The organism is Lacipirellula parvula (assembly GCF_009177095.1).
Classification (GTDB): Bacteria; Planctomycetota; Planctomycetia; order Pirellulales; family Lacipirellulaceae; genus Lacipirellula; species Lacipirellula parvula.
In genome coordinates, this window is record NZ_AP021861.1 from 5699955 (window position 1) to 5723830 (window position 23876).

Below are 23876 nucleotides of genomic sequence, written 5' to 3' on the forward strand. Positions count from 1 at the left end.
TCGTCAGTTGCGGAAATGCACTGAGACCGTATTCGCAACTGACTACTGACTTCTATCGAGTCCGCCGCTCGTGCAACCCTTCCAGTAGGTCACTCGCCGCATCGAGCGACGCCGGCCCGTCGCAACGACTGGCGAGATCTTGGCACCGTTCCCGCACATCGGCTGAGCCGAGCAATTCCCCGAGCACCGCAGCAACGCGAGTCGTCTTAAATTTCACCTGCGGCACCACCGCCCCCACGCCGAGTCGCGTCAACCGCGAGCCGTTGTCGAGTTGATCGTACGCCATCGGCATCACCACCTGCGGCAGCGCATTGGCTAAGCCTTGAGCACACGTGCCGATCCCGCCGTGATGCACCAGCGCGGCGACGCGCGGCAGCAGTTCGCTGAACGGTACGAAACCAAAGCTCCGCACGCACGCCGGCAAGCCGGGCGGCAATTGCGACGGATACTTCGTCATCAGCAGGCCACGGCGACCGAGGCGCTCGCAGACTTCGCCGGCGGTGCGGAAGAACTCGGTCGCCTGCATGTTGGCCGAGCCAGGCGCAAACACAATCGGCGGATCGCCCGCTCGCAAAAACTCTTCCACTTCCGCGCTCAGCGTCGCCTCCGCCGGCGGATCCCACAACGGAAATCCGACCACTGCCGTATGCGCCGGCCAGTCGGGCTGCATCGGGCCGAACCAATCGGGAAACATCCCGAGCACCAGCTGCGGCGAGTTGTTCCACGACGTGAAGATCCGCGCCACCGGCGGCAGCCCTTGCCGTGCACGTAGTTCGTTCACCGTCGGGGCGATCAGCGGATCGACCATCCAACGATCCGCCGCCCAAAACATCGCCCGCTTGGCCCACTTCGGCCACTTGGCCATGTTGGGCGTCCCCATATATCGCGACGTATCGTGCACCGTCATCAGCGCCATCGGGGCGTAGTGAATCGACGCGAGCGGCGCGCGATGTTTTTCATGGAAGATGCGGCTCGCCAAGTCGAGGCCATGGGCGCCGAGCACCGTGTCACCCGCCGTGTAGTGCTTCTCCAGCAGCGCGTAGACTTCGCCCATGTAGTGGGAGGCCCCGCGCGTCATCACCAGCTTCAACCCGCGCTGCGGATGCCACAGATCGGGGTGGAGCATCAACTCGCGATACTCGTCGGCCGTCCCGAGCGGGAGCATTTCGAGGCCGGCGCCCTCGATCACTGACTTGAAGTAGGGGTTCACAATGATCTGAACCCGATGCCCGCGGCCGCGCATCGTCGCCCCCAGCCCGACCATCGGCAGCACATCGCCGTAGCTGCCAAACGCGCTGAGAATCAGATGCATCGCCAATCGCCCGTCATTCCGCCGCGAACCGCCGCCTGAGAGCGCCCAATCATCCCCCGACCGGCGCCATCCGACAACCCCGGCCGGCTTCAGCCGCCGTTGCGATTGCCAACTGTTCCGATGACAATGCAACTAGCAGTTCAAATTTGAACCGCCAAGGACGCTAGGCGAAAACCAGAATGACGAAATCCGAATGACGAATGAAATTCGCTTGCGTCCTTCATTCGTCATTCGGATTTCGTCATTCGTCATTGGCCCCCGCGTCCTTGGCGGTTAATCCTCCGCGATTCATACCGCCATGCCGCAACCACCTGAAGACGACGACGATTTCGAACTCGAACTCGAACTCGAACCAGTCGATCCCGAGATCATCGCCCATCGCCAAGAGCGGGTGCAGCAGACCGTCGAATCCGCGGCAAAGAAGATCGACGTCGACGAACTGTACGAGCCCCGCAGCGACTACAGCGACCTGGAGCTCGACCTTAGCGGGTTGAAGTTGTTTCGCTTCACGACGCGAACGCTGCTGCTGATCACTGCCGTCGTTGCCGTGGGGATGACCATCCGGCTGATGTACGACGGCTGCATGGTGATTTTCGTCGCGATGGTCGTCTCGGTCGCGCTCGGCTGGTACTGGATCAACATCCTCGAACGCAAGCAAGAAGCCGAACGGCTCGCCCGCCGCGAAGCGTTCCAGGCCCGCATGGCCGCTCCCCACGCGAGCCCTACAGCCCAACCCGCTGCAACGGCGAAGGCCCCCGAGTCGAAACCCGCCTCGCCGTTCGACGACGGAGCGCCGCTAGAAGAACCGGAGAAGCGTCCCTTCTTCGACGTTGATTTCGCGTACTCGATGCAAGAGCTGCTGATCACAAGCGCGGCAGTCGCAGTCGCCTTCGGACTGCTCACCTGGATCACCAAGGGGCACTCGCCCAAATTCTTCGGCCTCATCGCGCTGGCCGGCATCGCGTCGTTGGCGGTAAACTTCAAACCCCACCGCCTCGTCGTGCTCGCCTGGGGCGCACTCATGGTGATCTACGTCGGCTACGGCTTCGTCATCATGATGATGCCAGTGAAGCCCTAGCGCCCCGCGCTGACGATTGACTAAAGAAATGCCAGAAACGATTACCGATTACGTTTGCACCGCCTGCGGGTGCCTTTGCGACGACCTGACGCTGACGGTCGACGGCCGCCGCATCACGCGGGTCGAGCCCCCCTGCCCTGTCGCCGCGTCGTTCTTCCTGAAAGAGCGGCCCGAACCGCCCGCCGCGGCGCTGATCGCCGGCCAACCAGCAACGCTCGAGGCGGCGCTCGCCCGCGCCGCGGAGATTTTGCAGACCGCCGCGTCGCCGCTCATTTGCGGCCTCGAACGTGCGACCGTCGACGCTCAGCGTGCCGCCGTGGCCCTCGCCGACAAACTCGGCGCCACGCTCGACCCAACCGACGATGCGGGCCGCAGTCGCAATCACGCCGCGATCCAAACGCTCGGCGCCGTCACCGCCACGCTCGGCGAAGTCGCCGGCCGCAGCGACCTCATCGTCTACTGGAACTGTGATCCCGCCGCAACGCATCCCCGCCACATCGAGCGGATCGCCCGCCATCCCTACACGACGCCTGACGCCCACCCGACGCCGCGCCGCGTCGTGGTCGTCGCAGCCACTCGCAACGCGACGAGCAAGCAAGCCGACGAGGCCCTCACGCTCCGCACCGGCGGCGACCTCGCAGCGCTCGCGGTCGTCCGTACGATCCTGGCAGAGGCGCCGCTCGGCGACGAAACGGCGATCGAACGCCAAACCGGCGCTCCGCTCGCGCAATGGGCCTACCTCGCCCAACGGTTGAAGGCTGCCAAGTACGCCGCGATCTTTTACGATCCGACGCAACTCGCAACGGACGGCCCCGACGCCATCGTCCAATCGATCACCGAACTTGTGCGCGAGCATCACCGCCACTCCCGGGCGGTGGCGCTACCGCTCGGCTCGCCCGGCAATGCCGCCGGCGCCGCCCAGGTGCTCACGTGGCAAACCGGCTTCCCCTCCGCCGTGAACTTCGCCGCCGGCTATCCGCGGCATCTCCCCGGCGAGGCCACCGCCGCCCACATGCTCGAACGCGGCGAAGCCGATGCGGCGATCATCGTTGGCAGCAATCCAACCGCCCACCTACCACATGCCGCGCAAGCCACGCTGAACAAACTTCCAACGATCCTGCTGACCAATGAGGCGAGCGACGCCACGCAGCAAGCCGCCGTCACGCTCTTCACGCCCACCTTCGGCATCGAAACGGCCGGCAACGTCTTCCGCTGCGATAACATCGCGCTGCCGCTAACGGCCGCGATACCCCCCAAACTCCCCGCCGCCGAAGAACTACTGCAGCGTCTGTTGAAACTTCTAAATTGAACCGCCAAGGACGCCAAGAGCGCCAAGAGCGCCAAGGGAATGCAATATTACTCAATTCCCTTAGCGCCTTTGCGTGAGACAATTTCTTTTTTTGAAATCTCTCGCAAAGGCGCAGAGGCGCAAAGAACGGCGAATAAGAGCGACTGGCGTATTTCCGTCGTGCTCGTCGTGCCGTTGTGGTTCAATTCTCCTCCGCATTTCTTGGCGCTCTTGGCGTCCTTGGCGGTTCAATTCCTAACCGAATCCCCCTGCACCTCGCCAATCCATTCCACCACGCTCGCCTCCAGCACATCGAGCGGCACCGCCCCGCCGCTAAGCACCCGGTCGTGAAACGCCCGCACGTCGAACTTCTCTCCCAGCTCCCGCTCCGCCCGCTCGCGCAGCTCGCGAATCTTCAGCTCGCCCGTCTTGTACGCCAGCGCCTGCCCCGGCCAGCCGATGTAGCGGTCGATTTCCGCCTCAACATTATGGATCGGCTGAGCCGAATTCTCGGCCATGAACTTGATCGCCCGCTCCCGCGGCCAATCCATGTAGTGCATCCCCGTGTCAACCACCAGTCGGCACGCTCGCCACATCTCCATCGAGAGCCGCCCGAAGTTACTGTAGGGATCTTCGTAGAACCCGCACTCCAGTCCCAGCCGCTCGGAGTACAACGCCCACCCTTCGATGAACGCCGTGCAATCGGAGTAGCGACGGAACTTCGGCAGCTCCTCCATTTCTTGTTGCAACGCGATCTGCAAATGATGCCCCGGCACGGCTTCGTGCAGCGCCAGCGCCTCGAGTCCAAACAGCGGCCGCGCCTTCAAGTTGTAGGTGTTGAGATTGAAGAACCCGGCCCGCGTCCCATCGCCCGCCGGCGGGTTGTAGTAAGCCGAACTCGTCCGCGGCGCCACGTAGTCGGGCACCGGCCGCAGCCCGTACGGCATCCGCGGCAACTTGCCAAACAACGTCGGCAGCTGCCCATCCATCTTCTTGAGAATGAACGACGCCCGCTCGAGCAACTCTTCCGGCGTCTTCGCGAAGAACTGCGGATCGTTCTGCAGATGCTCGACGAACGCCGCATAGTCGCCGTCGAAGCCGACCTGCTCCTTGATCGCTTCCATCTCCGCGCGGATCCGCTTCACCTCCGCCAACCCGCGGGCATGAACCTCTTCCGGCGTCGTATCGAGCGTCGTGAATCGCCGCACGCGATGGCGGTAGAAGTCGCGACCGCCCGGTAGTGCCGACGCGCCGATCGAGCCCCGCGCCGCCGGCACATACTCGTCCTGCATGAACTTGAGGAATCGTCGGTACCCCGGCACGACTCCCTCGGCAATCGCCGCCCGAGCCGCCGCCCGCAAACGTTCCTGCTCCCCCTCCGGCACGCCGGCTGGGAACTTCGTCAGCGGCTCGTACAGCAAACTCTTCTCTGGATCGTCGACGATGTGCGGCGTGATCGTCCCCTCATAGCCGAGCAGAATCACCTCCGGCTGCGTCACGTCCGCCGCGATCCCCGCCCGAAGTAACTCGATATGCCCCGTCGCATAGTCGTCGAACGCCCGCAGCCGCGCGATGTAGTTCTCGTAATCCTCGACCGTGTTCAGCGGCACGTCGCGACGCAACTCGGGGAACTCGATATGAAACCCCGACCGACAATCGATCGGCGTCAGATGGCTCTTGAACTCGAACTCCGCCGCGTCGTCGCGGAGTTGACGAGCCAGCATGTCGTAGTTCACCTGCTCCGCCGCGGCGAGTTCCGCGCGATCGATCGACGCAAGCCGCTCGGCAAACTTCTTGTTCTGCTCGTATCGTCGCGCGCTATCAGCCGGCGACACTTTGGCAAGCCGATCATTAAACCGCCGATCGCCCAGCGAGGTGGCAAACGTCGGGCTCTCGACGAGCCCGAACTCCCAAATCTCATCGAGCAGCGCCGTAAGCTGAGCACTCGGCGTCGGCTCCTCCGCAACAACGAACCTCGGCTGAGGCAGTAATAACAAGCCCACAAATACAGCGAGCGTTTTCAATCGCATCATTGCGTTAACCTTCTTCGTTGATGCATTTTCGAACTGCCCAGGACGCCAAGGAAGAAATGCTTTTTACCACGAAACACACGAAAGAAACGAAAAGAATTCTCGCACCTATTTAGTCACTGTTAAACATCACTCTGCGTCTCCGCGCCTATTCAAGACAATTTTTTCTAAAATCAAAACTCTCGCGGAGACGCTGAGTGACGCTGGCAGGCATGACCTCTTATTTCGTCCTTTTCGTGTGTTTCGTGGTAAATCTCCCCGCTCCCGCATTCCCTTGGCGCTCTTGGCGTCCTTGGCGGTTCAATTCTTCGAGATCACGCCACGCGGTTCACTTCCACCGGATGCCCCAGGTCTTGCTCAATGACGCCATGATCTTGCAACCAGATCGTCACGCACCAGCAGACCAGCGCCCACGACGTTCCCACCGCCCAGCCGGCCAGCACGTCGCTCGGCCAGTGGACCCCGAGATACACGCGGCTGACGCCGACGGCGCCTGTGACAAGAATTGCCACCCCGATCAGCAGCACCTTCAGCCGCCAGTGCGGCACGAACCGCGACGCCACCATCCCCAGCGTCAGATACACGGCCGCCGCCATCGTCGAGTGCCCGCTCGGGAAGCTCGACGTGTAAACCACCGCCCCATGCGGCACGAGATCAGGCCGCGGCCGATCGAACGATTGCTTGAGCACCGTGGCGAGCAAAATGGCGCCAACGCTCGCGATGCCGACGTAGACCGCCGCCCGCCGCATCGATGCCAGCCAGAAGAATGCCACCGCCGTCGCGCTGATGAGCGACAGCACCGCCACGCCGCCGAGCGCTGTGAAATCGCGGCCCACTTCTTCGACCCATCGCGGCCCAATCGGATCAGCCAAGTTGTCGGGCTGCCGCATCGCCAACAAGATGCGCTCGTCGAGATCCCCGGTCGAACCGCGCACCACCGCCCGCGACAAGCTGAAAAACCCGACGGCCAACCCCGCCGAAATCGCCGCGAGCACTAGCGCCGACCAAGCCCACCGCCGATGCGCCGCCAGCGACTCACTCGCCACGCTCTGCTTATCGTCGCTAGCCATTCAACACTCCGTGCTAGTTCAAAAAGATTTAACCGCCAAGGACGCCAAGTGCGCCAAGGAAATACGAGAGCGGGGAGATTAACCACGAAACGTACGAAAACGACGAAAAGAAAAGGCGAGTCTGCCAACGTTCCTCTGCGCCTCCGCGCCTCCGCGAGATATCTAAGTCTTGAGTAAACACTCTCGCAGAGGTGCGGAGGCGCAGAGAAGGACCAACTAGGGAGATTCGACCAAAATCCTTTTCGTCACTTTCGTGTGTTTCGTGGTTCAACGCATTTCTTCCCGCACTCAATAAGTAATGAAAAACCTACGGGCGCACGATTTGCTTCACCACATGAAGCATTCACTTCACCGCAACTCTCTTGCCATAGCCAAATTCAATCCGACTCATAGCGCGTCTCCGATTCACACCCCGCCACGCTCGCATTAAAACTAAACCCATCGCCTCTGCGATCCCAGCCATCTCCCAGCCAGGAGCGTTCCGATGTCACTCAAATTCCTCTCCCCGCCGCGCAGCGCTGCTAATTCCCCAGCCGCGCTGGCCACTTTCTTATCACTCGGAGCCCTCGCCGCACAGCTTGCCTCCGTCGCCCAAGCTCAACTCCCGCCGGTCGACACGGCCGCGGTGATCAAGCAAACCGAAGCCGAGAAGCCCAAGTTCGCGGAACGCCAGCAACGGCTCCTCGAGTACCGCTACGACCTCGCCGATCGCCCCTCGCCCGACGTGAAGATGTCGCTTGGCAAGCCGATCCAAACCGGCGTGCGGGCCAAGCTTCCCGAAGGCCTCACTTGGGACAAACTCGCGAGCCTCACGCCCGAGGAAATCAAAGCCAAAACGCTTTGGCCGCCCGGCTTCTACCCCTTGCCCCACCCGCATCACGAAACGGGCGGCATGATCTTCACGAAGGTGCAGATCGACGAGTTGAAGCGGCAAACGGGCCGCGACCTCACCCGCTTCGATCTCGACTACGACCTGCCGCAGCACTTCCTCCCCGAGTTCCCGGCGCCTATCTACCTCACGACGCGGCCCGACCTCGGCGACGTCTCGAAGGGACAGCTTGTCACCCTCGCTAACTACTACGAGCTATTCAAAGACTGCCTCAACCCCAAACAACTCGATGGCTTACGGTTGCTCGTCACGCCGTTCCCGCAGCAGCAGTTCAACGCCACCGACGACCGCCGCAGCCTCCACCCGCATGAAGGGGTGAGTTGCTTCGACTGCCATGCCAACGGCCACACGAATTCGTCGACGCACACCGTCGGCGATATTCGCCCCAACGAACATCGCCACCGCATCGACACGCCGACGCTCCGCGGACTTAATATCCAACGCCTCTTCGGCTCGCAGCGTGCCATGAAGACGGTAGAAGATTTCACCGAGTTCGAGCAGCGGGCCGCCTACTTCGACGGCGACATCGCGATGGCCGCCAAGAAGGGCGTCAACCCGCTCGAGCGTGGCAGCCAAGTGCAGTTCATGGCCGAGTTCCAAGAACTGCTCGACTTCCCGCCGGCGCCGAAGTTGAACTTGCTCGGCAAGCTCGACCCCGCGAAGGCGACCGAGAGCGAACTGCGCGGTCAAGAAATTTTCTTCGGCAAGGGCCAGTGCGCCACCTGCCACATCCCGCCTTACTACACCGACAACCTGATGCATAACCTGCAGACCGAACGCTTCTTCAAAGAAGTAATGATCAACGGCCGCAAGGCCTCGGCCGACGGCCCGATCAAAACGTTCCCGCTGCGGGGCATCAAAGACTCGCCGCCATACCTCCACGACGACCGCCTGCTAACGCTCGAAGACACGGTCGAGTATTTCAACCTTATCCTCGGCCTCAAGCTGAACCAGCAAGAAAAAACCGACCTCACCGCCTTCATGCGAGCCCTGTAGCCGCGGGTCAACGCCCCGCCGGAGCGAACCTCAAAAGAGCCTGCCAAGCCCCGCGCTTGGCAGGCTCTTTTTTACACATTCTTTTAGAACCGCCAAGGACGCCAAGAGAATACGGAAGCGGGGAGATTAACCACGAAACACACGAAAAGGACGAAAGCAGAAAAGTGTCTGCCATCCTCTCTCTGCGCCTCCGCGCCTCTGCGAGAGGTTTTGTCTTAAATGAATTTTCTCGCAGAGGCGCGGAGGCGCAGAGGAAGATGGATCGAGAGGACTCAAAAAGAATTCCTTTCGCAACTTTCGTGTGTTTCGTGGTAAAAATGTATTTCTTCCTTGGCGCTCTTGGCATCCTTGGCGGTTCAAATCCCCCCAAAAATCAGCTACGCTCACCCCATCGCCAGCCACTGACAACTGACGCCCGCCGCAATGCCCCTCACCAAAATCGCCAACGGCACGATCTACGACCCCGCCAACGGCGTCGACGGCGAAGTCGGCGATCTCTGGATCGAGGATGGCCGCATCATCGCCGCGCCGGCCAACCCCGCGCTCCGTGCGGCGAAAACGATCGATGCCACCGGCCTCGTCGTCATGCCAGGCGGCGTCGATATCCACTGCCATATCGCTGGCCCCGCCACGAACGCCGCGCGGATCATCACCCCCGACCAACGCCGCGGCGAAGCCAACGTCCTGCCACGCACGGAACTCACCCGCAGCGGCACGCTCGGCTCGGTCCCCAGCACGTTCGCCACCGGCTACAAGTACGCCGGCCTCGGTTACACCACCGCGTTCGACGCCGCGATCGCCCCGCTCGGCTCACGGCACGCCCACCTCGAGTTCGCCGACACGCCGTGCATCGACAAAGGTTGTTTCATCCTCATGGGAAACAACCAGTACGCTCTCGAAGCGATCGAAGCGAACGATCCCGAGCGGCTGCGAATGTTCATCGCCTGGCTCCTCGGCGCCACGAAGGGGTACGCCCCCAAGCTCGTGAACCCCGGCGGCGTCGAAGTTTGGAAGCAATCCGCCACCGCCCGCGGTCACGGACTCGATGATCCGATTCCCGGCTACGCGATTACCCCGCGAGCCGTCATCCGCGAGATCGTCGCCGCGGCGAACGACCTCGGCCTGCCCCATCCGGCGCACATCCACTGCAACCAGCTCGGCATGCCGGGCAACTGGCGGACGACGCTCGCGACGATGGAAGCGGTCGAAAGCCGCCGCGCCCACTTCGCTCACATCCAGTTCCACAGCTACGGCGGCGGCGAGGGGGACGAGTTCAGCATGTCGAGCCGCGTCCGCGACTTGGCCGACTATGTAAACGCCCACCCCAACCTCACGGTCGACGTCGGCCAGGTGATGTTCGGCGACGCCGTAGCGATGACCGGCGACGGCGCCGCGGGGTACTTCCTCCACAAGCTCTACGGCAACCGCTGGTTCAACTGCGACGTCGAAGTCGAAGCGGGCTGCGGCGTCACGCCGATCGAGTACCGCCGCAAGTCGGTCGTCCACGCCCTGCAATGGGCGATCGGCCTCGAGTGGTATCTGCTCGTCGACGATCCGTGGCAAGTGATGATGAGCACCGACCACCCCAACGGCGGCTCGTTCCTCGCGTATCCGCAAATCATCCGCCTGCTGATGGACCGCGAATTCCGCCGCGAAACGTTCGCCCGCTGCCCCGCCGCCGTCCGCGAACGTTGCATCCTCGGCGACCTCGACCGCGAGTACACGCTCGGCGAAATCGCGATCATCACCCGCTCCGGCCCCGCGCGAGCGCTCGGCCTCAAGCAAAAAGGACATCTCGGCGCCGGCGCCGACGCGGACGTGACGATCTACACTCCGAGCGAGAACTACCAGGAGATGTTCGAGCTGCCAAGGCTGGTGATCAAAGCGGGCGAAACGATCGTCGAGCAAGGCGAAATCCGCGCCACCCCCGCCGGCATCGCGCTGCACAATGCCCCGTCGTTCGACGCTGAACGTCTTCCCGAAGTTGAAGAGTGGTTCGAGAAGCACTATTCGTTGCGGTTCAAGCATTACGCTCAAACGTAGGCGAGCGCCGCCTCGTACTCTTCCTCCGTGTTGCAATTCAGGAACGAACGCAACTCCGGATCCACCGCGCGCAACTGCTCGACCGGCGCCTCGACAATTCGGCCGCCCAACGAACGCAGCGCCCCATGCAGCGAAGTCGTCCCCGCCGCGAGCTGAGCCTGTAACGCCTCCGCCACTCGCGGTCGATAAACGGCGAGCAACGGCTGCAGCCGCTCCCCCTCCGCAGGAACCGCTGCTTCTGCGTCGCGCGCGAGCAATTGAAACAGTCGCTCCACCAGCCTCGGCTGCAACAACGGCGCGTCGCACGAGACAACTAGCACGGCCGCCGCGCGACCCTCAAAACTCGCCAGCCCGTCGACCAACGCCGGCAACGGCCCGCGGTCGGCCACGCGATCACGAATGACTGTCGCCTCCCAGGGCAGCGGCGGCAACTGCTGCTCCGCCGCGGCGACAAGCGTGATCCGCTCCCGCGGCACGCACTCCGCCGTCAGCCGCATCACGCGGGCGAGCATCGTCTCCGCGCCAAACGGCAGCGACGCCTTGTCACGCCCCATCCGCCGGCTTCCGCCGCCACAGAGAATGAGGGCGCCGCGCGTCGCTCGGTCTGTTTCGTCGGAATCGCTCACCCGCGCCACCCGTCGCCAGAGTCGGTACACTAGAGCGACGCTCACCGTGCCGCCGCTCCGTCACTTATTGTGTGCCATGACGCTCCGTTTGACCAACCTGACCGACGATCAAATCCCGATCGAGTGCGACGGCCTCGCGCCCGCGGCGTTCGCAGGACAATCGCGCGACGCCCTGCTCCGCCACTCGCTACTCCACGGCAATCGGCGCCGTCCGCTCGGTGAACTCTTCCGCGTCGAGGGCGATCCCGCTGGCGACCACTGGACCTTCGCGGGCGAGTGCCGAAATTTACACGGCCTCGGAACTGGCCTGACGGCCGGCACGCTCACCGTTGAAGGATCGATTGGCCCGCGAGCTGGGCAGCAGATGCAAGGCGGCCGACTAGAAATCCGCGGCAACGCCGGCGATTGGCTCGGCGCCGAAATGCGCGGCGGGCTCATTCGTGTCCACGGCAATGCCGGCTCCCACGTCAGCGCCGCGACCGCCGGCGCCAAGCGCGGCATGAGCGGCGGCACGATTCTTATCGACGGCAACGCCGGCAGCGAAGTTGGCCTCCGCATGCGGCGCGGCCTCATCGCAATCGCCGGCTCCGCAGGCGCCAACCTCGGCTACCAGATGCTCGCCGGCACGATCCTCGTCTTCGGCGGTTGCGACGGCGCCCCCGGCACGGCGATGCGGCGAGGGACGATTGGCGTTTTCGGAAGCCCGCGCCCCGCGCCGCTGCCGACGTTCAAATCAGGCTACCGCGGGCCGCTGCCAATGCTGCGACTATTGGAATCGCAACTCGCCGCGGAATCGTTCGCCGTCGATCGTCTGCCGCAACTCGCCGCCGCCGTCGAACTCTTCCACGGCGACTTCCTCCACAGCGGCCGCGGCGAATTGCTGCTTAGCTGAGCGAATGAGGAACCGCCTCGCCCTAGACATCCCCAACCGCGGCAGACATCATTCAGCGATGATCACGATCGACTCTTCTCTCTCGCCCGCAACGCTCCTTCCGCAGACCGAACGCCTTTGGCAGATCGCGGCGCCGAAAATTAGCCGCATCGCCGAACGCTTCCCCCACGCGGCGCCGTCGCCCGTCATCACGAAAGCGGGCCGCTACGAACCCCAAGGCTGGACCGAATGGACCCGCGGCTTTCAGTACGGCTCGGCGCTGCTCGCGTTCGACGCCACCGGCGATGAATCGCTCCTCGCCATCGGCCGCGACGGCACCCGCCGCGACATGGCCTCGCACGTCACCCACTTCGGCGTCCACGACCACGGTTTTAATAACGTCAGCACCTATGGCAACATGCGGCGGCTCATCCTTGAGGGCCGGTTGCCGGGCGAAGCGAATCAACTCGAGTATTACGATCTGGCGCTGAAAGCCTCGGCCGCGGTGCAGGCCTCGCGGTGGAGCCGAATCGAAAACGGCGGTGGCCACATCTACTCGTTCAACGGCCCCCATTCACTCTTTAGCGATACGATGCGTTCTCTGCGGGTGTTGGCCATCGGACATCTCGTCGGCGCCCAGGCCCTAGGCGAGAACGACGCCCCGATCAACATGCTCGACCGGCTCGTCAAGCACGCCCAAGCCAACGCGACCTACAACGTCTATTTCGGCGAGGGTCGCGACGCCTACGACCTCCGCGGCCGGGTCGTCCACGAAAGCATCTTCAACGTCAACGATGGCCGCTACCGCTGCCCGAGCACGCAGCAGGGCTACTCGCCGTTCACCACCTGGACCCGCGGCCTCGCGTGGGTAATGCTCGGCTACGCCGAACAGCTTGAATTCCTCGACGTCCTCAGCGACGCCGATCTCGCACCGCACGGCGGCCGCGGCGCGATTGAAACGATGATGCTTCGCGCCGCGCGGGCGACGTGCGACTTTTTCATCGAGCAAACGCCAACCGACGGCATCGCCTACTGGGACACTGGCGCCCCGGGGCTCGTGCAGCTCGGCGACTATCTCGATCGCCCGGCCGATCCCTTCAACGCCCATGAACCAGTCGATAGCTCGGCATCGGCGATCGCGTGCCAAGGCCTGCTTCGCTTAGGCCGTCGACTGCAGCAAGCCGGCGAGCGCGAAGCAGGCGACCGCTACTGGGCCGCCGGCCTCACCACGCTCCGGTCGCTATTGCAAGAGCCCTACCTCGCCACCGATCCACAGCACGACGGCCTGCTGCTTCACACGATCTACCACCGCCCCCGCAACTGGGACTACACGCCCCCCGGCTCCCGGGTGCCGCACGGCGAAGCCTGCATGTGGGGCGACTATCATCTTTTGGAAGCGGCGCTCTACGTATCACGCTTGGCAAAAACTCAACCGTATTACGCATTTCATCTTCCTCTACATGCCGGCTGAGCTTTCAGCACAGGCGTCGCAACACGCTGAAGACGCCAATCGCACGACCTTCTTCTTTGCGTTTCCTTTGCGTCTTCGCGCCTTTGCGAGAAACAAAAAAATTCGAAAACAATGACGACCTCGCACAACAAAACAGCGTTCGTCACCGGCGGCAGCCGCGGCATCGGCTTCGGCATCGCCCAATCGCTCGCCGCCGACGGCTGGCGCTTGGCGATCAACGGCATGCGTCCCGCAAGCGATGTGCAAGAACCGCTTGCCACGCTCCGCAAGTCGTCGCCCGAAGTGATCTACGTCCGCGGCGACGTTTCCAGCGCCGACGATCGCGCCGCCTGCCTCGATCAAATCCGCACCGCCTTCGGCCAGCTCAATCTGCTCGTGAACAATGCCGGCATCGCTCCCCGCGTGCGAGCCGACATTCTCGAAGCGACCGCCGAATCGTTCGACGAGATGATCAACGTCAACCTGAAGGGCCCCTACTTCCTCACGCAGGCGGTCGCCGCCTGGATGATCGAGCAGCGCCAGGCCGACACGGCGTTCGACGGCGCCATCGTCAACATCTCGTCGATCTCCGCCGAGGTCGCCTCGACCAACCGCGGCGACTATTGTCTCGCCCGCGCCGGCACGAGCATGGCGACGAAGCTGTGGGCCGTTCGCCTCGCCGAGTTTGGCATTCGCGTTTACGAAATTCGCCCCGGAATCATCGCGACCGACATGACGGCCGGCGTCAAAGAGAAGTATGATCGGATGATCGCCGACGGCCTCACGCTCGAACCTCGCTGGGGCCAGCCCGAAGACGTCGGCCGCGCCGTCGCCGCGCTCGCGCGGGGCGAATTCCGCTACGCGACGGGGCAAGTCGTGAACATCGACGGCGGCATGACGATCGGCCGATTGTAGTTCCTCGATATTTTTTGTGGGTGCCACTGGCATCTTGCCAGTGAGAAGTGCCAAGCGAGTACCCACATCCGCACTGGCAAGATGCCAGTGGCACCCAATGATTCGCACTAGCCGGAGCAACTCGTGGCTGATCGACTGACGACGCTTCAAAAACTCATCGACACCGGCGTCATCGCCGTCATCCGCGCTGACTCGGGCGATCAGTTGGTAAACGTCTGCCGCGCGCTTTCCGCCGGCGGCGTCCAGGCGTGCGAGATCACGATGACTACCCCCGGTGCACTCGACGTCATCGCCCAAGCGAGCCGCGAACTCGGCAAGTCGGCCCTCGTCGGCGCCGGCTCGGTGCTCGACGCCGAGACCGCCCGCGCGGCGATCCTCGCCGGGGCGCGGTTCCTCTTCTCGCCGATCTTGAACCTCGACGTCATCGCGATGGCCCACCGCTACGATTGCGTCGCCGTCCCCGGCGCCATGACGCCGACCGAAATCGCCACGGCCTGGACCGCCGGCGCCGACGTCGTGAAGGTTTTTCCGGCTAATCACTTCGGGCCGCAATACCTCCGCGACGTTCACGGGCCCCTCCCCCAAGTAAAACTCACCCCCACCGGCGGCGTCGATCTCAACACCGCCGCCGACTGGATCAAAGCGGGCGCTGTCGCGATCGGCGTCGGTTCGTCGCTCGTGAAGAAAGATCTCGTCAACGCCGGCAACTGGGACGGTCTGTCGTCGCTCGCGAAGCAGTACGTCGACATCGTCGCCACCGCTCGCCGCGGCTGAGCCGCTCAGTAAAAGCCACCGGCTCCGCCGGTGGACGAACTGCCGGCGACGCCAACTCTCACCGCGTCCACCGGCAGAGCCGGTGGCTTCTATTCCCATCGCCAGCCTCACGCCGCGCGGCGCGGCCCGCGCGGCGGTTCCAATAACTCTCGCCGAAATTGCAAGATTCGCGCCTGATGCTCGCGCACCTCGCAGAGTCGGCACGGCGCATAAACGAGCCCTCCGCATGTTGGGCAACGGACCGGAATCGACGTAGCGTGCCGAATCGGCGCACGCCGTTCTTCCGGACCGCGCCCAAAGTCGCCGCGGCGGCCGCGAGCCATCTCCGCGACCGTCGTGCGACTCACCCCGACTTTGCGGGCGATGGCGCGATGGGACATTCCTCCCGCATCAAGCAGGCGGCGGATTTCCAAAATCAGCACGGTAGGCAGCATGAGTTCGACCTTTCTTCGAGGGGCGCGGAAGTAGACGGAAAGACGACCGACGGCGGTCGCACGGCTCGCTCTGCCGAATCGCGCCGCTACGCCGCCTCCTGGTCGGTCCAGAAGTCGCGCTCGTCCGGCAAGGCTTCGTAGTCGTCGTCGGGCAGCAACGCCTCCCAGTACTCGTCGTCGAACTCCAACAGCGTCTCGTCGTCGACCTCGTCGAAGGTCGGGTGCAGCAGCGACTCCATCTGCTCGTCGTCGAAATTGGCCCCGTCGTCGAAGGGGAAAATCGCGTCATCGTCGGCGGAAAAATCAGGGCGTGGCATGGTTCGGCTCCAGGAAAACGGGGTTGAAAAGGTCTTCGCCACGAGCGCCAGCAGCGCTGCGTCGCTGAGCAAAAACCTAACAAACCGCGCGGCCGAAAACTATACACTTGTTCACTATTTCTGTGGGTTTTTTGTACCCCTCGAAATGGCCGATTTTTCGCTCGCGCTTGTCGAAAATTTGAGCGCAAACCGAGCGAGTAGAGGCCGCTCTGCGCAGCAAAGAAATCGCGCCTCGCGATCGCGAATCGCGCGTTACCGTGGTCGCAACCCTTCCCTAGCCCCGGGCTCCGCCCGGGGGTGGGTTTGCGTCACGCGCGACGGAGCCCACCGGAATGGTGGCCCACCCCCGGGCGGAGCCCGGGGCTAGGAATACGACGATGAGCAAATTGAGAGAGGGTGGCCTACTGCCCCAGCTCGTCCAGCGACTCGCGCAGCATGTCGTAAATGCGGGCGTCGGTGCGCCGTAGTTCGTCGCGCATGGCGCCATTCAATTCATTCGCCGCGGCGAGCGCTTCGTCGTCACGCCCCAGTTGCTGATTGACGACGCACAGCCCCGCATAGACGAATGGCCGCAGCGACGAATTCGGCGACTGCGCTTCGCTCGTCTGCGAGAGCGACACCAACACCGGCAACGCGTCGCGATAGTCGGGCGACTGCGAATAGAAGAGGTAATATCGCACCAGCCCCACGTCGGCCAAATCGTAGATATATTGATCCTGACCGGGAAAATAACGCCGCACCGCCCGCCACGCTTCTTCACTCGGCGCGATGTTCGCTTGGAACAATTGGGCCCAAGCGGAATCGCGCCGCTCGACGTTCGCCACCCGCCGGCCGTCGAGATATCCCCGCGTACGGAACAGAAACGCGCCCAGGAGCCCCAGCGCGACGGCGCCAAACAACACGAGCAGCGCGCGACTCGGCCGCCAACGCCGCGGCTCGAGTTGCGCGGCCTCTTTCATCAACCGTCCCAACTCGGCGGCCGCGCGGCTGCGGGAATCGGCCGAGGCAATGAGATCGGCGAGCGGCCAATCTTCAAGCCCCTCGCCCCAGCCTTGGGCCGCAGCCTCGCCGGCCAATTTCCGCAAATCGGCCAGCAGTTCCGCAGCATTTTGGTGCCGCTGCTCCGGCCGCTTGGCGATCATGCGGTGAATGATTCGCGCCAGCCCGCTCGGCACGTCGGCCCGCACATTCTCGATCGCTCGCGGCGACGAGTTGAGGTGCTGCAGCGCGATCGCCAGCGCCGTCTCGCCGTTATACGGCGGCGTTCCGGCGAGCAGATGGTAGCTCGTAATCCCTAGCGAATAGACGTCGCTCCGCGCATCGACGGCCCGCCCCTCGATCTGCTCGGGGCTCATGTACAGGGGCGTCCCCATCGCAACACCGACTTGCGTGAGCGTCTTCGCGTCGGTGCTCTCCATCCGCGCCAGCCCGAAATCGGCGACTTTCACTTCGCCCGAGTTGCCGAGCAAGATGTTCTCCGGCTTCAGATCGCGGTGGACAATCCCCGCCTCGGCCGCTTTGCAGAGCGCCGCCGTCACTTGGCGTAGCACGTCGAGCACGAGCCGCGGGTTGAGCGCTGCGTCTCGCTTGAGTACCTCGCCCAAGTTCCTGCCGCGTACATACTCTTGGGCGATGAAGTGCACGCCGCCCACGTGCCCGACTTCAAAGATCTGCACGATGTTCGCGTGCACGAGCGCCGCCGCCGCGCGAGCTTCGTACTGAAACCGCGCGACATAGTTCGCATCGCGAGCCAGCACTGGCTGCAACACTTTGAACGCCACTTGCCGGCCCAGCGAACGTTGCTCGGCCAGGTACACCTCCGCCATGCCGCCCGCGCCGAGCCGCCGCAAGATTCGATAGTCGCCGATCTCGCGACCCGTCAAATCAGCGCTGGCCTGGGGGTCGTTGCTCATGCGAGAGGGCTAGTGAGGTGCAGGAGACGTCCAGAGCATGACGGCCGCCGTCGCTGCCGGCGGATGAATTGACGCTTCAGCTTGTGGGCGGCCCGCCCAATCGCGGAGCCGGTAGGTACTGTGCCGCTATGGTTACGCTGCTCGGGCCCCAATTGATCGCATCAATCTTCGGCAAACTGCGGCAAGGCGCTCAGCACGCGGCTGGTTGCTTCCGACTTGTTCAGCACGTAGAAGTGAATCCCCGGGATGTCGCCCTCCAACAGCCCCAGTGCCTGCTCAATCGCAAAGTCTACGCCCGCCGAAAACTGCCCCGCGGGATCGTCGGCATGTTGTTCGAGCGCCGCCACAAACCGCGGCGGCAGTTTGGCGCCGCACAGCGATGCGATCCGCTGAATTTGGGCGAGATTCGTCACCGGCAAAATTCCCGGGACGATCGGAATTTCGATCCCCAGATTGCGGCACGCGTCGCGGAAGCGGAAATAATCGTCGTTGTTGTAAAAGAGCTGCGTGATGATCGCGTCGGCGCCGGCGTCGACCTTCCGCTTGAGGTTTTCCAAGTCGACCGCCAAGCTCACCGCTTCCTGATGCTTCTCGGGGTAGCCCCCCACGGCGATCCCCATCTGCGGAAAGTCGCGGCGAATGAAGTCGACCAGTTCGTTGGCGTAGGAGAAGCCCCCGGCGGTTGGCTTGAACTCCGTCTCACCCTTCGGCGGATCGCCGCGCAGGGCGACGACGTTTTCGACGCCGCGTTCCAACGCCCGCGCGAGATACGCCCCAATCTCCGGCTCAGTCAGTCCCACGCAGGTAAGATGGGTCGCCACGGGCAACCCAAACTTCTCGCGCACCCCGGAAATGACGTCGAGCGTCCGATCTTGCGTCGAGCCCCCCGCCCCGTAGGTGCAGGTGATATAGCTCGGCTCGAACTTCACCAGCGCGTCGACGTGCTGGAACAAGCTCGTCATCCCCTCGGCCGTCTTGGGAGGGAAGAGCTCGAACGAGAGCCCGAAGCGATCCGAACCGTAGGCGTCACGAATAGTCATAGGCGTGGTCTGTATCCTCGTCCCACGCTCCGCGTGGCGACGCGGTCCCCGACGCTCCGCGTCGCGAACCTCGGCGTTAAATCATGTAACTGTTTGAACAAATTCTATAGGCGGCAATGCGGCCACGGCGTCGATCCCGCGCAAATCGCGGGAGCGAATCGACGGCCGCCAAGCCGCGCCGTTTGCCTACTTAACTCTAAGCGCCGCAACGGTGTCCCGCAATCGAGCAATCGCCCAAGTTCGCCCCGATCGGCGTTGGCGGCCAGGGGCGCCATTGGGGTATAATGAATATCCTGCCCCACGCTCCCCTGCCTCGCCCGCGGACGTCGATTTGACCCACCACGCGACCAACGCCGGCCTGCTCTTTCGCGCATGTTGTGCCGCGACCGTAGCGTGCGGCGTCGGCGGCATGTTCGTCGGGCCACGCCCGGCCGTCGCTGAGGAACCGGCCGCTGCCGTAGAGCCTCCTGCCGCAGAAGCCGAGCTCTCGCCGCGACCGACGATGGAACACGCCATCGGCCCGTTCGTGCAGGCCTACTGCGTCGACTGCCACAGCGGCGACAGCGCGGAAGCGGGCCTCGACTTCGACAAACTCCTGGCCGCCCCCAGCGTGCCGCATCGCCGGCTCCAATGGCAGCGGGCCGTCGAGCGAATCGCAGCGGGCGAAATGCCCCCCGCCGACATGGGCCAGCCTGAAGCTGCGGAACGCGACGCCGCCCTCGCTTGGCTGCGGGAGGAACTCGCCGATCCCGATTGCTCGCAGCCGCAAAACCCCGGCCGGCCAACACTCCGCCGGTTGAACCGCACCGAGTACCAGAACACCGTTCGTGACCTCCTCGGCGTCGAGTTCGACGCTCACAAAACCTTTCCCCGCGACGAACTCGGCTACGGCTTCGACAACAACGGCGACATCCTTTCGCTGCCGCCGGTGCTGCTCGAAAAGTATCTGCAGGCCGCCGAAGAAATCTCGCTCAAAGCGATCGTCTCGCCGGAAATGATTTCCAAGCCCGTTCAGTCCGCCGCGTGGGGCGAACTCCACGGTGGCGCGGCAGCCCGCGGCGTGCGCGGTCTCTTCTCCTCAAACGGCCGCATCCACGCCGAAACGCCGTTGCAAGGCGCCGGCACGTATCTCGTCCGCGTTAAAGCCTTCGCATCACAGTGCGGCGCCGAAGCGACCAAGATGCGAATCTTGTACGGCGACCAGGAACTCGCTCACGTCGACGTCCCGGGCGAACTGAAGGAAGACCCGCAAACCTACGTCGCCCAGTTCGAAGCGGAACAAGGCGTCGCGAAGCTCGGCGTCGAAATGACGAACGACGCCTGGGAACCGATGGCGGCCGACCCCAACCGCCGCGACCGCAACCTCTACATCCTGAGCATCGACGTTGTCGGCCCCACCGAGGCCCTCAAGCCTGAGCATTTGTCCGCCGCGCAACGCCAGCTGCTTGAAGGCGGCCCGACGCTGCAGCAATGGCGCACTACCGACCAGTGGGCCGACGCCACCCGCGGGCTCGTCGCGCGACTGCTCGGCCGCGGCTACCGCCGCCCCGCCACAAAGGAAGAAATCGACCGCATCTTCAGCCTCGTCGCCGACGCCCACGATCGCGGCGACTCGCTCGAACGAGCGATGCAGCTCGCCGTGCAGGCGGTGCTCGTCTCGCCGCAGTTCCTTTTCATCGGCGACGAATCGCTCCCCGCCGAAGCGCCATCTGCCGAAGACGCCCCACGCCTCGCGGCCGACGCCAACGGCCAGCCCGTCGGCGAGTACGAACTCGCCTCGCGGCTTAGCTACTTCCTCTGGAGCTCGATGCCCGACGACGAGTTGCTCGCGCTCGCCGCCGAGGGCCGGCTCCGCGAAAAGCTCGACACGCAAATCGAACGCCTCCTCAACAGCCCGCGGGCCGACCAACTCATCCGCAACTTCAGCGAGCAATGGCTCGAAACGCGGAAGCTCGAAACGATGCAGCGCAGCCCGCAGCACTTCCCCGAGTTCGACGCCGCCCTCCGCGACGCCTTCCGCGAAGAAACATTCCGCCTCGTGCAAGACGTCGTGCGGAACAACCTGCCGCTGCCGACGCTCCTCTCGGCCGACTATAGCTTTGTGAACGGTCGCCTCGCCAAACACTACGGCATGGCCGAACCGACCGGCGACGAATTCGTCCGCGTCTCGCTCCCCAAGGAACGGCAAGCCGGCATCCTCGCCCACGGCAGCGTCCTGTCGGTTACCGCGTTCGAAGATCGCACCTCGCCGGTCCTCCGCGGCAAGTGGGTGCTCGATCATCTGCTCGCCGATCCGCCGCCGCCCCCGCCGCCAGACGCCGGCAGCCTGCCCGACGCGAGCGGCGACCTCTCGCACAAAACGCTCCGCGAACGCTTGGAGATGCATCGCGCCGATCCCACTTGCGCGTCATGCCACAAGCGGATGGATCCCATCGGCCTCGCGATGGAAAACTTCGACGCCGTCGGCCGTTGGCGCGACACCGACGCCGGCCAGCCGATCGACGCCTCGGGCGAACTGCCCGATGGGCGAAAGCTTGACGGTCCTGCCAGTTTGCGCGACGTGCTGCTCGCCGATTACGGCCGCGTGCGACGCAGTTTGGCTGAAAGACTGCTCATCTTCAGCCTGGGCCGCGGGCTGGAACCGTATGATACTTGTGCGGTGAACGAAGTCGTCGCCGCGGCGGAAGCCAACGGCGACACGTTCGCCAGCATGGTCCGCGCGGTCGCGAAATCGACGCCGTTCCAGCAGCGCGGCAGCGTCGAAGGCGAGTGAGTGAGAGTTGGGTGAGTACGTGTTTAGGTGAGTAGGTAACGAATCTTCGTCCCGTATTTTGTGGGAGGCGTCTCCGACGCCGATGCACCCGCAAGAATGGCGACGATTCCACAAAGGTCACGCGAAATCGGCGTCGGAGACGCCTCCCACAGGGCGGTCGCCTCCCACAGCGAAATCGCAACGACCCAATGGAGAGTTGAAAAACCATGGCTCAATTCCCATCGATGCAGCGACGCACCTTCCTCCGCGGTCTCGGCGCCGCGATGGCGCTGCCGTTCATGGAAAGCGCGCTCCCCCGCTCGGCTTGGGCCTCGGCTGCCAACGCCGGCAAGGCGCCGCTGCGGATGGCGTTCCTGTTCATCCCGAACGGCGCTCACATGCCCGATTGGACGCCAACCACCGAAGGCGCCAACTTCGTCCTGCCGAAAACGCTCGAACCGCTCGCGAAGGTCCAACAAAAGATCCAAGTCCTCAGCGGCCTCACCCACGCCAACGGCTTCGCCCTCGGCGACGGCGCCGGCGATCACGCCCGCTCGGCCGCCACGTTCCTCACCGGCGCCCACCCGGTGAAAACCGACGGCAAGGGGATCAAAGCCGGCATCTCGGTCGACCAAGTCGCGGCCGAAAAGCTCGGCAAGTCGACCCGCTTCGCGTCGCTCGAGCTCGGGATCGAAGAAGGCCGCCTCGCCGGCGGTTGCGATAGCGGCTACAGCTGCGCTTACTCGAACAACATCTCCTGGCGTTCGGAAACGAGCCCCACCGGCAAAGAAACGAATCCGCGCCAGCTGTTCGATCGCCTCTTCGGCGGCGGCAGCGAGGAAGATCGAACCCAATCGCGGGCCAAGCGCGACCTCGAACGCAAAAGCATCCTCGACCTCGTCCAGCAAGACGCCCGCGGCTTGCGCCGCCAGCTCGCGAAAAGCGACGCCCAGAAACTCGATGAATACCTCGCCGGCGTTCGCGAGATCGAAAAGCGGATGAACGCCCCCAGCGACGAGCTCTACGTCGACGACCAAATGACGCGTCCCCGCGGCACGCCGCAGGAATACGCGAAGCACTCCCGCCTGATGGGCGACCTGCTGGCCGTCGCGCTGCAGAGCGACATGACCCGCGTCGCCTCGTGGATGTTCGCCAACGAGGGAAGCGACCGCTCGTATCAAATGATCGACGTCGCCGAGGGGCATCACTCTCTCTCGCACCATCAGAACGAAGCCGAGAAGCAAGCCAAGATCGCAAAGATCAACCATTACCACATGCAACAGTTCGCTCACTTCCTCGAGCGGCTCGACTCGGTGCGTGAAGGCGACGGCACGCTCCTCGACAACACGATGATCGTCTACGGCAGCGGCATCAGCGACGGCAACGCCCACAACCACGACGACCTGCCAATCATCCTCGCTGGCGGCGCCTCGGCCGGCATCGTCGGCGGCCGCCACCTGCGGTACGAGAACGGCACGCCGCTGATGAACCTCTATCTCAAGATGCTCCACAGCGCCGACGTGCGGGTCGACGCCGTGGGCGACAGCACCGGTCAGCTCGACCGCATCGACGTTGCGTAAAGACAGCGGCCAACCGCGCGAGCCCAAATTTATTGAATGCTCTGGCCCCCTCCCCCTTGAGGGGAGGGCTGGGGAGGGGGTGGAACGCTGGTACCAGCTTCAGTCACCCCTCCCTAACCCTCCCCATCAAGGGGAGGGAACCACAACAGCGCAGTAGTGGCCCCGCGCTCCACGCGTGCAGCCTGAGCCTGCGGCGCATCTACCTCCCGTCGCCGAAAAAATCTGCGCATTCCGCGTCCTCGCCATCGGCAAGCCGCAAAGTCCCTCAGCCTTTACCGCTTTGAGGCATTTTCTAAAGAGCCAGCCGCGCCCTGCGCCCCGTTTTTTATGGAAGACCGCGCTGTTACTCGCCGATAAACCTTCCCTACTTTGATAGGGAGGCGTTCTCGCAGCCGTCGCGAAATTCAGTCGCATCGCCCGAACTCTGCGGTATAATCCGCGATTGCGGGCAGCGGCGGCCTGCAAGCACGTTGCGATTTCCCACCCGAACTGGCGGCT

General features: G+C 63.9%; 18 protein-coding genes. 10 read left to right on the top strand and 8 right to left on the bottom strand.

From position 1 onward, the window contains the following. Positions 1–52: 52 nt before the first annotated feature. A complete protein-coding gene (locus PLANPX_RS22310; protein WP_152100864.1) occupies positions 53–1312 on the bottom strand; it encodes a glycosyltransferase in 1260 nt (419 codons plus the stop codon). Positions 1313–1610: 298 nt separating this feature from the next. On the opposite strand from PLANPX_RS22310, the gene PLANPX_RS22315 reads away from it, so the two are divergent. Further along, positions 1611–2390 (top strand): hypothetical protein, encoded by a 780-nt coding sequence (locus tag PLANPX_RS22315; RefSeq protein ID WP_152100865.1) that lies wholly within the window; start codon positions 1611–1613, stop codon positions 2388–2390. 28 nt (positions 2391–2418) lie between these two features. Next, complete coding sequence (locus PLANPX_RS22320; RefSeq protein WP_152100866.1) at positions 2419–3699, top strand: formylmethanofuran dehydrogenase subunit B; 1281 nt, start codon at positions 2419–2421, stop codon at positions 3697–3699. A gap of 227 nt (positions 3700–3926) precedes the next feature. Here the strand turns inward: PLANPX_RS22320 and PLANPX_RS22325 are convergent, their stop codons facing one another. Then, the gene (locus PLANPX_RS22325; protein ID WP_152100867.1) at positions 3927–5711 is read right to left on the bottom strand and encodes a DUF885 domain-containing protein; all 1785 of its coding nucleotides are present in this window, start codon (positions 5709–5711) and stop codon (positions 3927–3929) included. A 311-nt stretch (positions 5712–6022) separates the two neighbouring features. After that, a complete protein-coding gene (locus PLANPX_RS22330) occupies positions 6023–6778 on the bottom strand; it encodes a phosphatase PAP2 family protein (RefSeq protein WP_152100868.1) in 756 nt (251 codons plus the stop codon). A 484-nt stretch (positions 6779–7262) separates the two neighbouring features. On the opposite strand from PLANPX_RS22330, the gene PLANPX_RS22335 reads away from it, so the two are divergent. After that, entirely contained in the window at positions 7263–8663 is a 1401-nt protein-coding gene (locus PLANPX_RS22335; protein ID WP_198421799.1) for a cytochrome B6, read from the top strand. Positions 8664–9086: 423 nt separating this feature from the next. Beyond that, positions 9087–10706 carry a formylmethanofuran dehydrogenase subunit A gene (locus PLANPX_RS22340; RefSeq protein ID WP_152100869.1) on the top strand — a complete coding sequence of 540 codons (1620 nt, stop codon included), beginning with the start codon at positions 9087–9089 and terminating at the stop codon, positions 10704–10706. Here PLANPX_RS22340 and mobA read toward each other — a convergent pair. Then, positions 10697–11377, bottom strand: a complete 681-nt coding sequence (gene mobA / locus PLANPX_RS22345) for a molybdenum cofactor guanylyltransferase (RefSeq protein WP_172992254.1) — start codon at positions 11375–11377, stop codon at positions 10697–10699. The genes PLANPX_RS22340 and mobA overlap by 10 nt on opposite strands. 31 nt (positions 11378–11408) lie before the next feature. Here mobA and PLANPX_RS22350 point away from each other — a divergent pair, with 31 nt between their 5' ends. The 4 genes from PLANPX_RS22350 to PLANPX_RS22365 all read left to right on the top strand — a co-directional run bounded on the left by PLANPX_RS22350 (position 11409) and on the right by PLANPX_RS22365 (position 15342). After that, complete coding sequence (locus PLANPX_RS22350; protein WP_172992255.1) at positions 11409–12224, top strand: formylmethanofuran dehydrogenase subunit C; 816 nt, start codon at positions 11409–11411, stop codon at positions 12222–12224. 58 nt (positions 12225–12282) lie between these two features. Next, positions 12283–13674 (top strand): glycoside hydrolase family 88 protein, encoded by a 1392-nt coding sequence (locus PLANPX_RS22355; protein ID WP_152100872.1) that lies wholly within the window; start codon positions 12283–12285, stop codon positions 13672–13674. Between the two features lie 111 nt (positions 13675–13785). Then, entirely contained in the window at positions 13786–14568 is a 783-nt protein-coding gene (locus PLANPX_RS22360) for a 3-ketoacyl-ACP reductase (protein ID WP_152100873.1), read from the top strand. Between the two features lie 123 nt (positions 14569–14691). Next, a complete protein-coding gene (locus PLANPX_RS22365) occupies positions 14692–15342 on the top strand; it encodes a bifunctional 4-hydroxy-2-oxoglutarate aldolase/2-dehydro-3-deoxy-phosphogluconate aldolase (protein WP_198421800.1) in 651 nt (216 codons plus the stop codon). A gap of 107 nt (positions 15343–15449) precedes the next feature. Here the strand turns inward: PLANPX_RS22365 and PLANPX_RS22370 are convergent, their stop codons facing one another. From PLANPX_RS22370 to metF, 4 genes are all read right to left on the bottom strand, one after another. Continuing rightward, the gene (locus tag PLANPX_RS22370; protein ID WP_152100874.1) at positions 15450–15776 is read right to left on the bottom strand and encodes a helix-turn-helix domain-containing protein; all 327 of its coding nucleotides are present in this window, start codon (positions 15774–15776) and stop codon (positions 15450–15452) included. Between the two features lie 86 nt (positions 15777–15862). Next, positions 15863–16093, bottom strand: a complete 231-nt coding sequence (locus PLANPX_RS22375; protein ID WP_152100875.1) for a hypothetical protein — start codon at positions 16091–16093, stop codon at positions 15863–15865. A gap of 401 nt (positions 16094–16494) precedes the next feature. Next, on the bottom strand, positions 16495–18006 hold the full coding sequence (locus tag PLANPX_RS22380; protein ID WP_152100876.1) for a protein kinase domain-containing protein: 1512 nt from the start codon (positions 18004–18006) through the stop codon (positions 16495–16497). 161 nt (positions 18007–18167) lie between these two features. Further along, positions 18168–19046, bottom strand: coding sequence for a methylenetetrahydrofolate reductase [NAD(P)H] (metF, locus tag PLANPX_RS22385; protein ID WP_152100877.1), 879 nt, complete (start codon positions 19044–19046; stop codon positions 18168–18170). Positions 19047–19377: 331 nt separating this feature from the next. On the opposite strand from metF, the gene PLANPX_RS22390 reads away from it, so the two are divergent. Together PLANPX_RS22390 and PLANPX_RS22395 are read left to right on the top strand one after the other, a co-directional pair. Continuing rightward, a complete protein-coding gene (locus PLANPX_RS22390; protein ID WP_152100878.1) occupies positions 19378–21819 on the top strand; it encodes a DUF1592 domain-containing protein in 2442 nt (813 codons plus the stop codon). A gap of 206 nt (positions 21820–22025) precedes the next feature. After that, positions 22026–23378 (top strand): DUF1552 domain-containing protein, encoded by a 1353-nt coding sequence (locus tag PLANPX_RS22395; protein WP_152100879.1) that lies wholly within the window; start codon positions 22026–22028, stop codon positions 23376–23378. Positions 23379–23876 lie beyond the last annotated feature (498 nt).

Excerpts from the sequence above, each read along its gene's own strand:
- PLANPX_RS22310 (WP_152100864.1), bottom strand. The coding sequence starts at position 1,312 with ATGCATCTGATTCTCAGCGCGTTTGGCAGCTACGGCGATGTGCTGCCG.
- PLANPX_RS22315 (WP_152100865.1), top strand. The coding sequence starts at position 1,611 with ATGCCGCAACCACCTGAAGACGACGACGATTTCGAACTCGAACTCGAA.
- PLANPX_RS22320 (WP_152100866.1), top strand. The coding sequence starts at position 2,419 with ATGCCAGAAACGATTACCGATTACGTTTGCACCGCCTGCGGGTGCCTT.
- PLANPX_RS22325 (WP_152100867.1), bottom strand. The coding sequence starts at position 5,711 with ATGATGCGATTGAAAACGCTCGCTGTATTTGTGGGCTTGTTATTACTG.
- PLANPX_RS22330 (WP_152100868.1), bottom strand. The coding sequence starts at position 6,778 with ATGGCTAGCGACGATAAGCAGAGCGTGGCGAGTGAGTCGCTGGCGGCG.
- PLANPX_RS22335 (WP_198421799.1), top strand. The coding sequence starts at position 7,263 with ATGTCACTCAAATTCCTCTCCCCGCCGCGCAGCGCTGCTAATTCCCCA.
- PLANPX_RS22340 (WP_152100869.1), top strand. The coding sequence starts at position 9,087 with ATGCCCCTCACCAAAATCGCCAACGGCACGATCTACGACCCCGCCAAC.
- PLANPX_RS22350 (WP_172992255.1), top strand. The coding sequence starts at position 11,409 with ATGACGCTCCGTTTGACCAACCTGACCGACGATCAAATCCCGATCGAG.
- PLANPX_RS22355 (WP_152100872.1), top strand. The coding sequence starts at position 12,283 with ATGATCACGATCGACTCTTCTCTCTCGCCCGCAACGCTCCTTCCGCAG.
- PLANPX_RS22360 (WP_152100873.1), top strand. The coding sequence starts at position 13,786 with ATGACGACCTCGCACAACAAAACAGCGTTCGTCACCGGCGGCAGCCGC.
- PLANPX_RS22370 (WP_152100874.1), bottom strand. The coding sequence starts at position 15,776 with ATGCTGCCTACCGTGCTGATTTTGGAAATCCGCCGCCTGCTTGATGCG.
- PLANPX_RS22375 (WP_152100875.1), bottom strand. The coding sequence starts at position 16,093 with ATGCCACGCCCTGATTTTTCCGCCGACGATGACGCGATTTTCCCCTTC.
- PLANPX_RS22380 (WP_152100876.1), bottom strand. The coding sequence starts at position 18,006 with ATGAGCAACGACCCCCAGGCCAGCGCTGATTTGACGGGTCGCGAGATC.
- metF (WP_152100877.1), bottom strand. The coding sequence starts at position 19,046 with ATGACTATTCGTGACGCCTACGGTTCGGATCGCTTCGGGCTCTCGTTC.
- PLANPX_RS22395 (WP_152100879.1), top strand. The coding sequence starts at position 22,026 with ATGGCTCAATTCCCATCGATGCAGCGACGCACCTTCCTCCGCGGTCTC.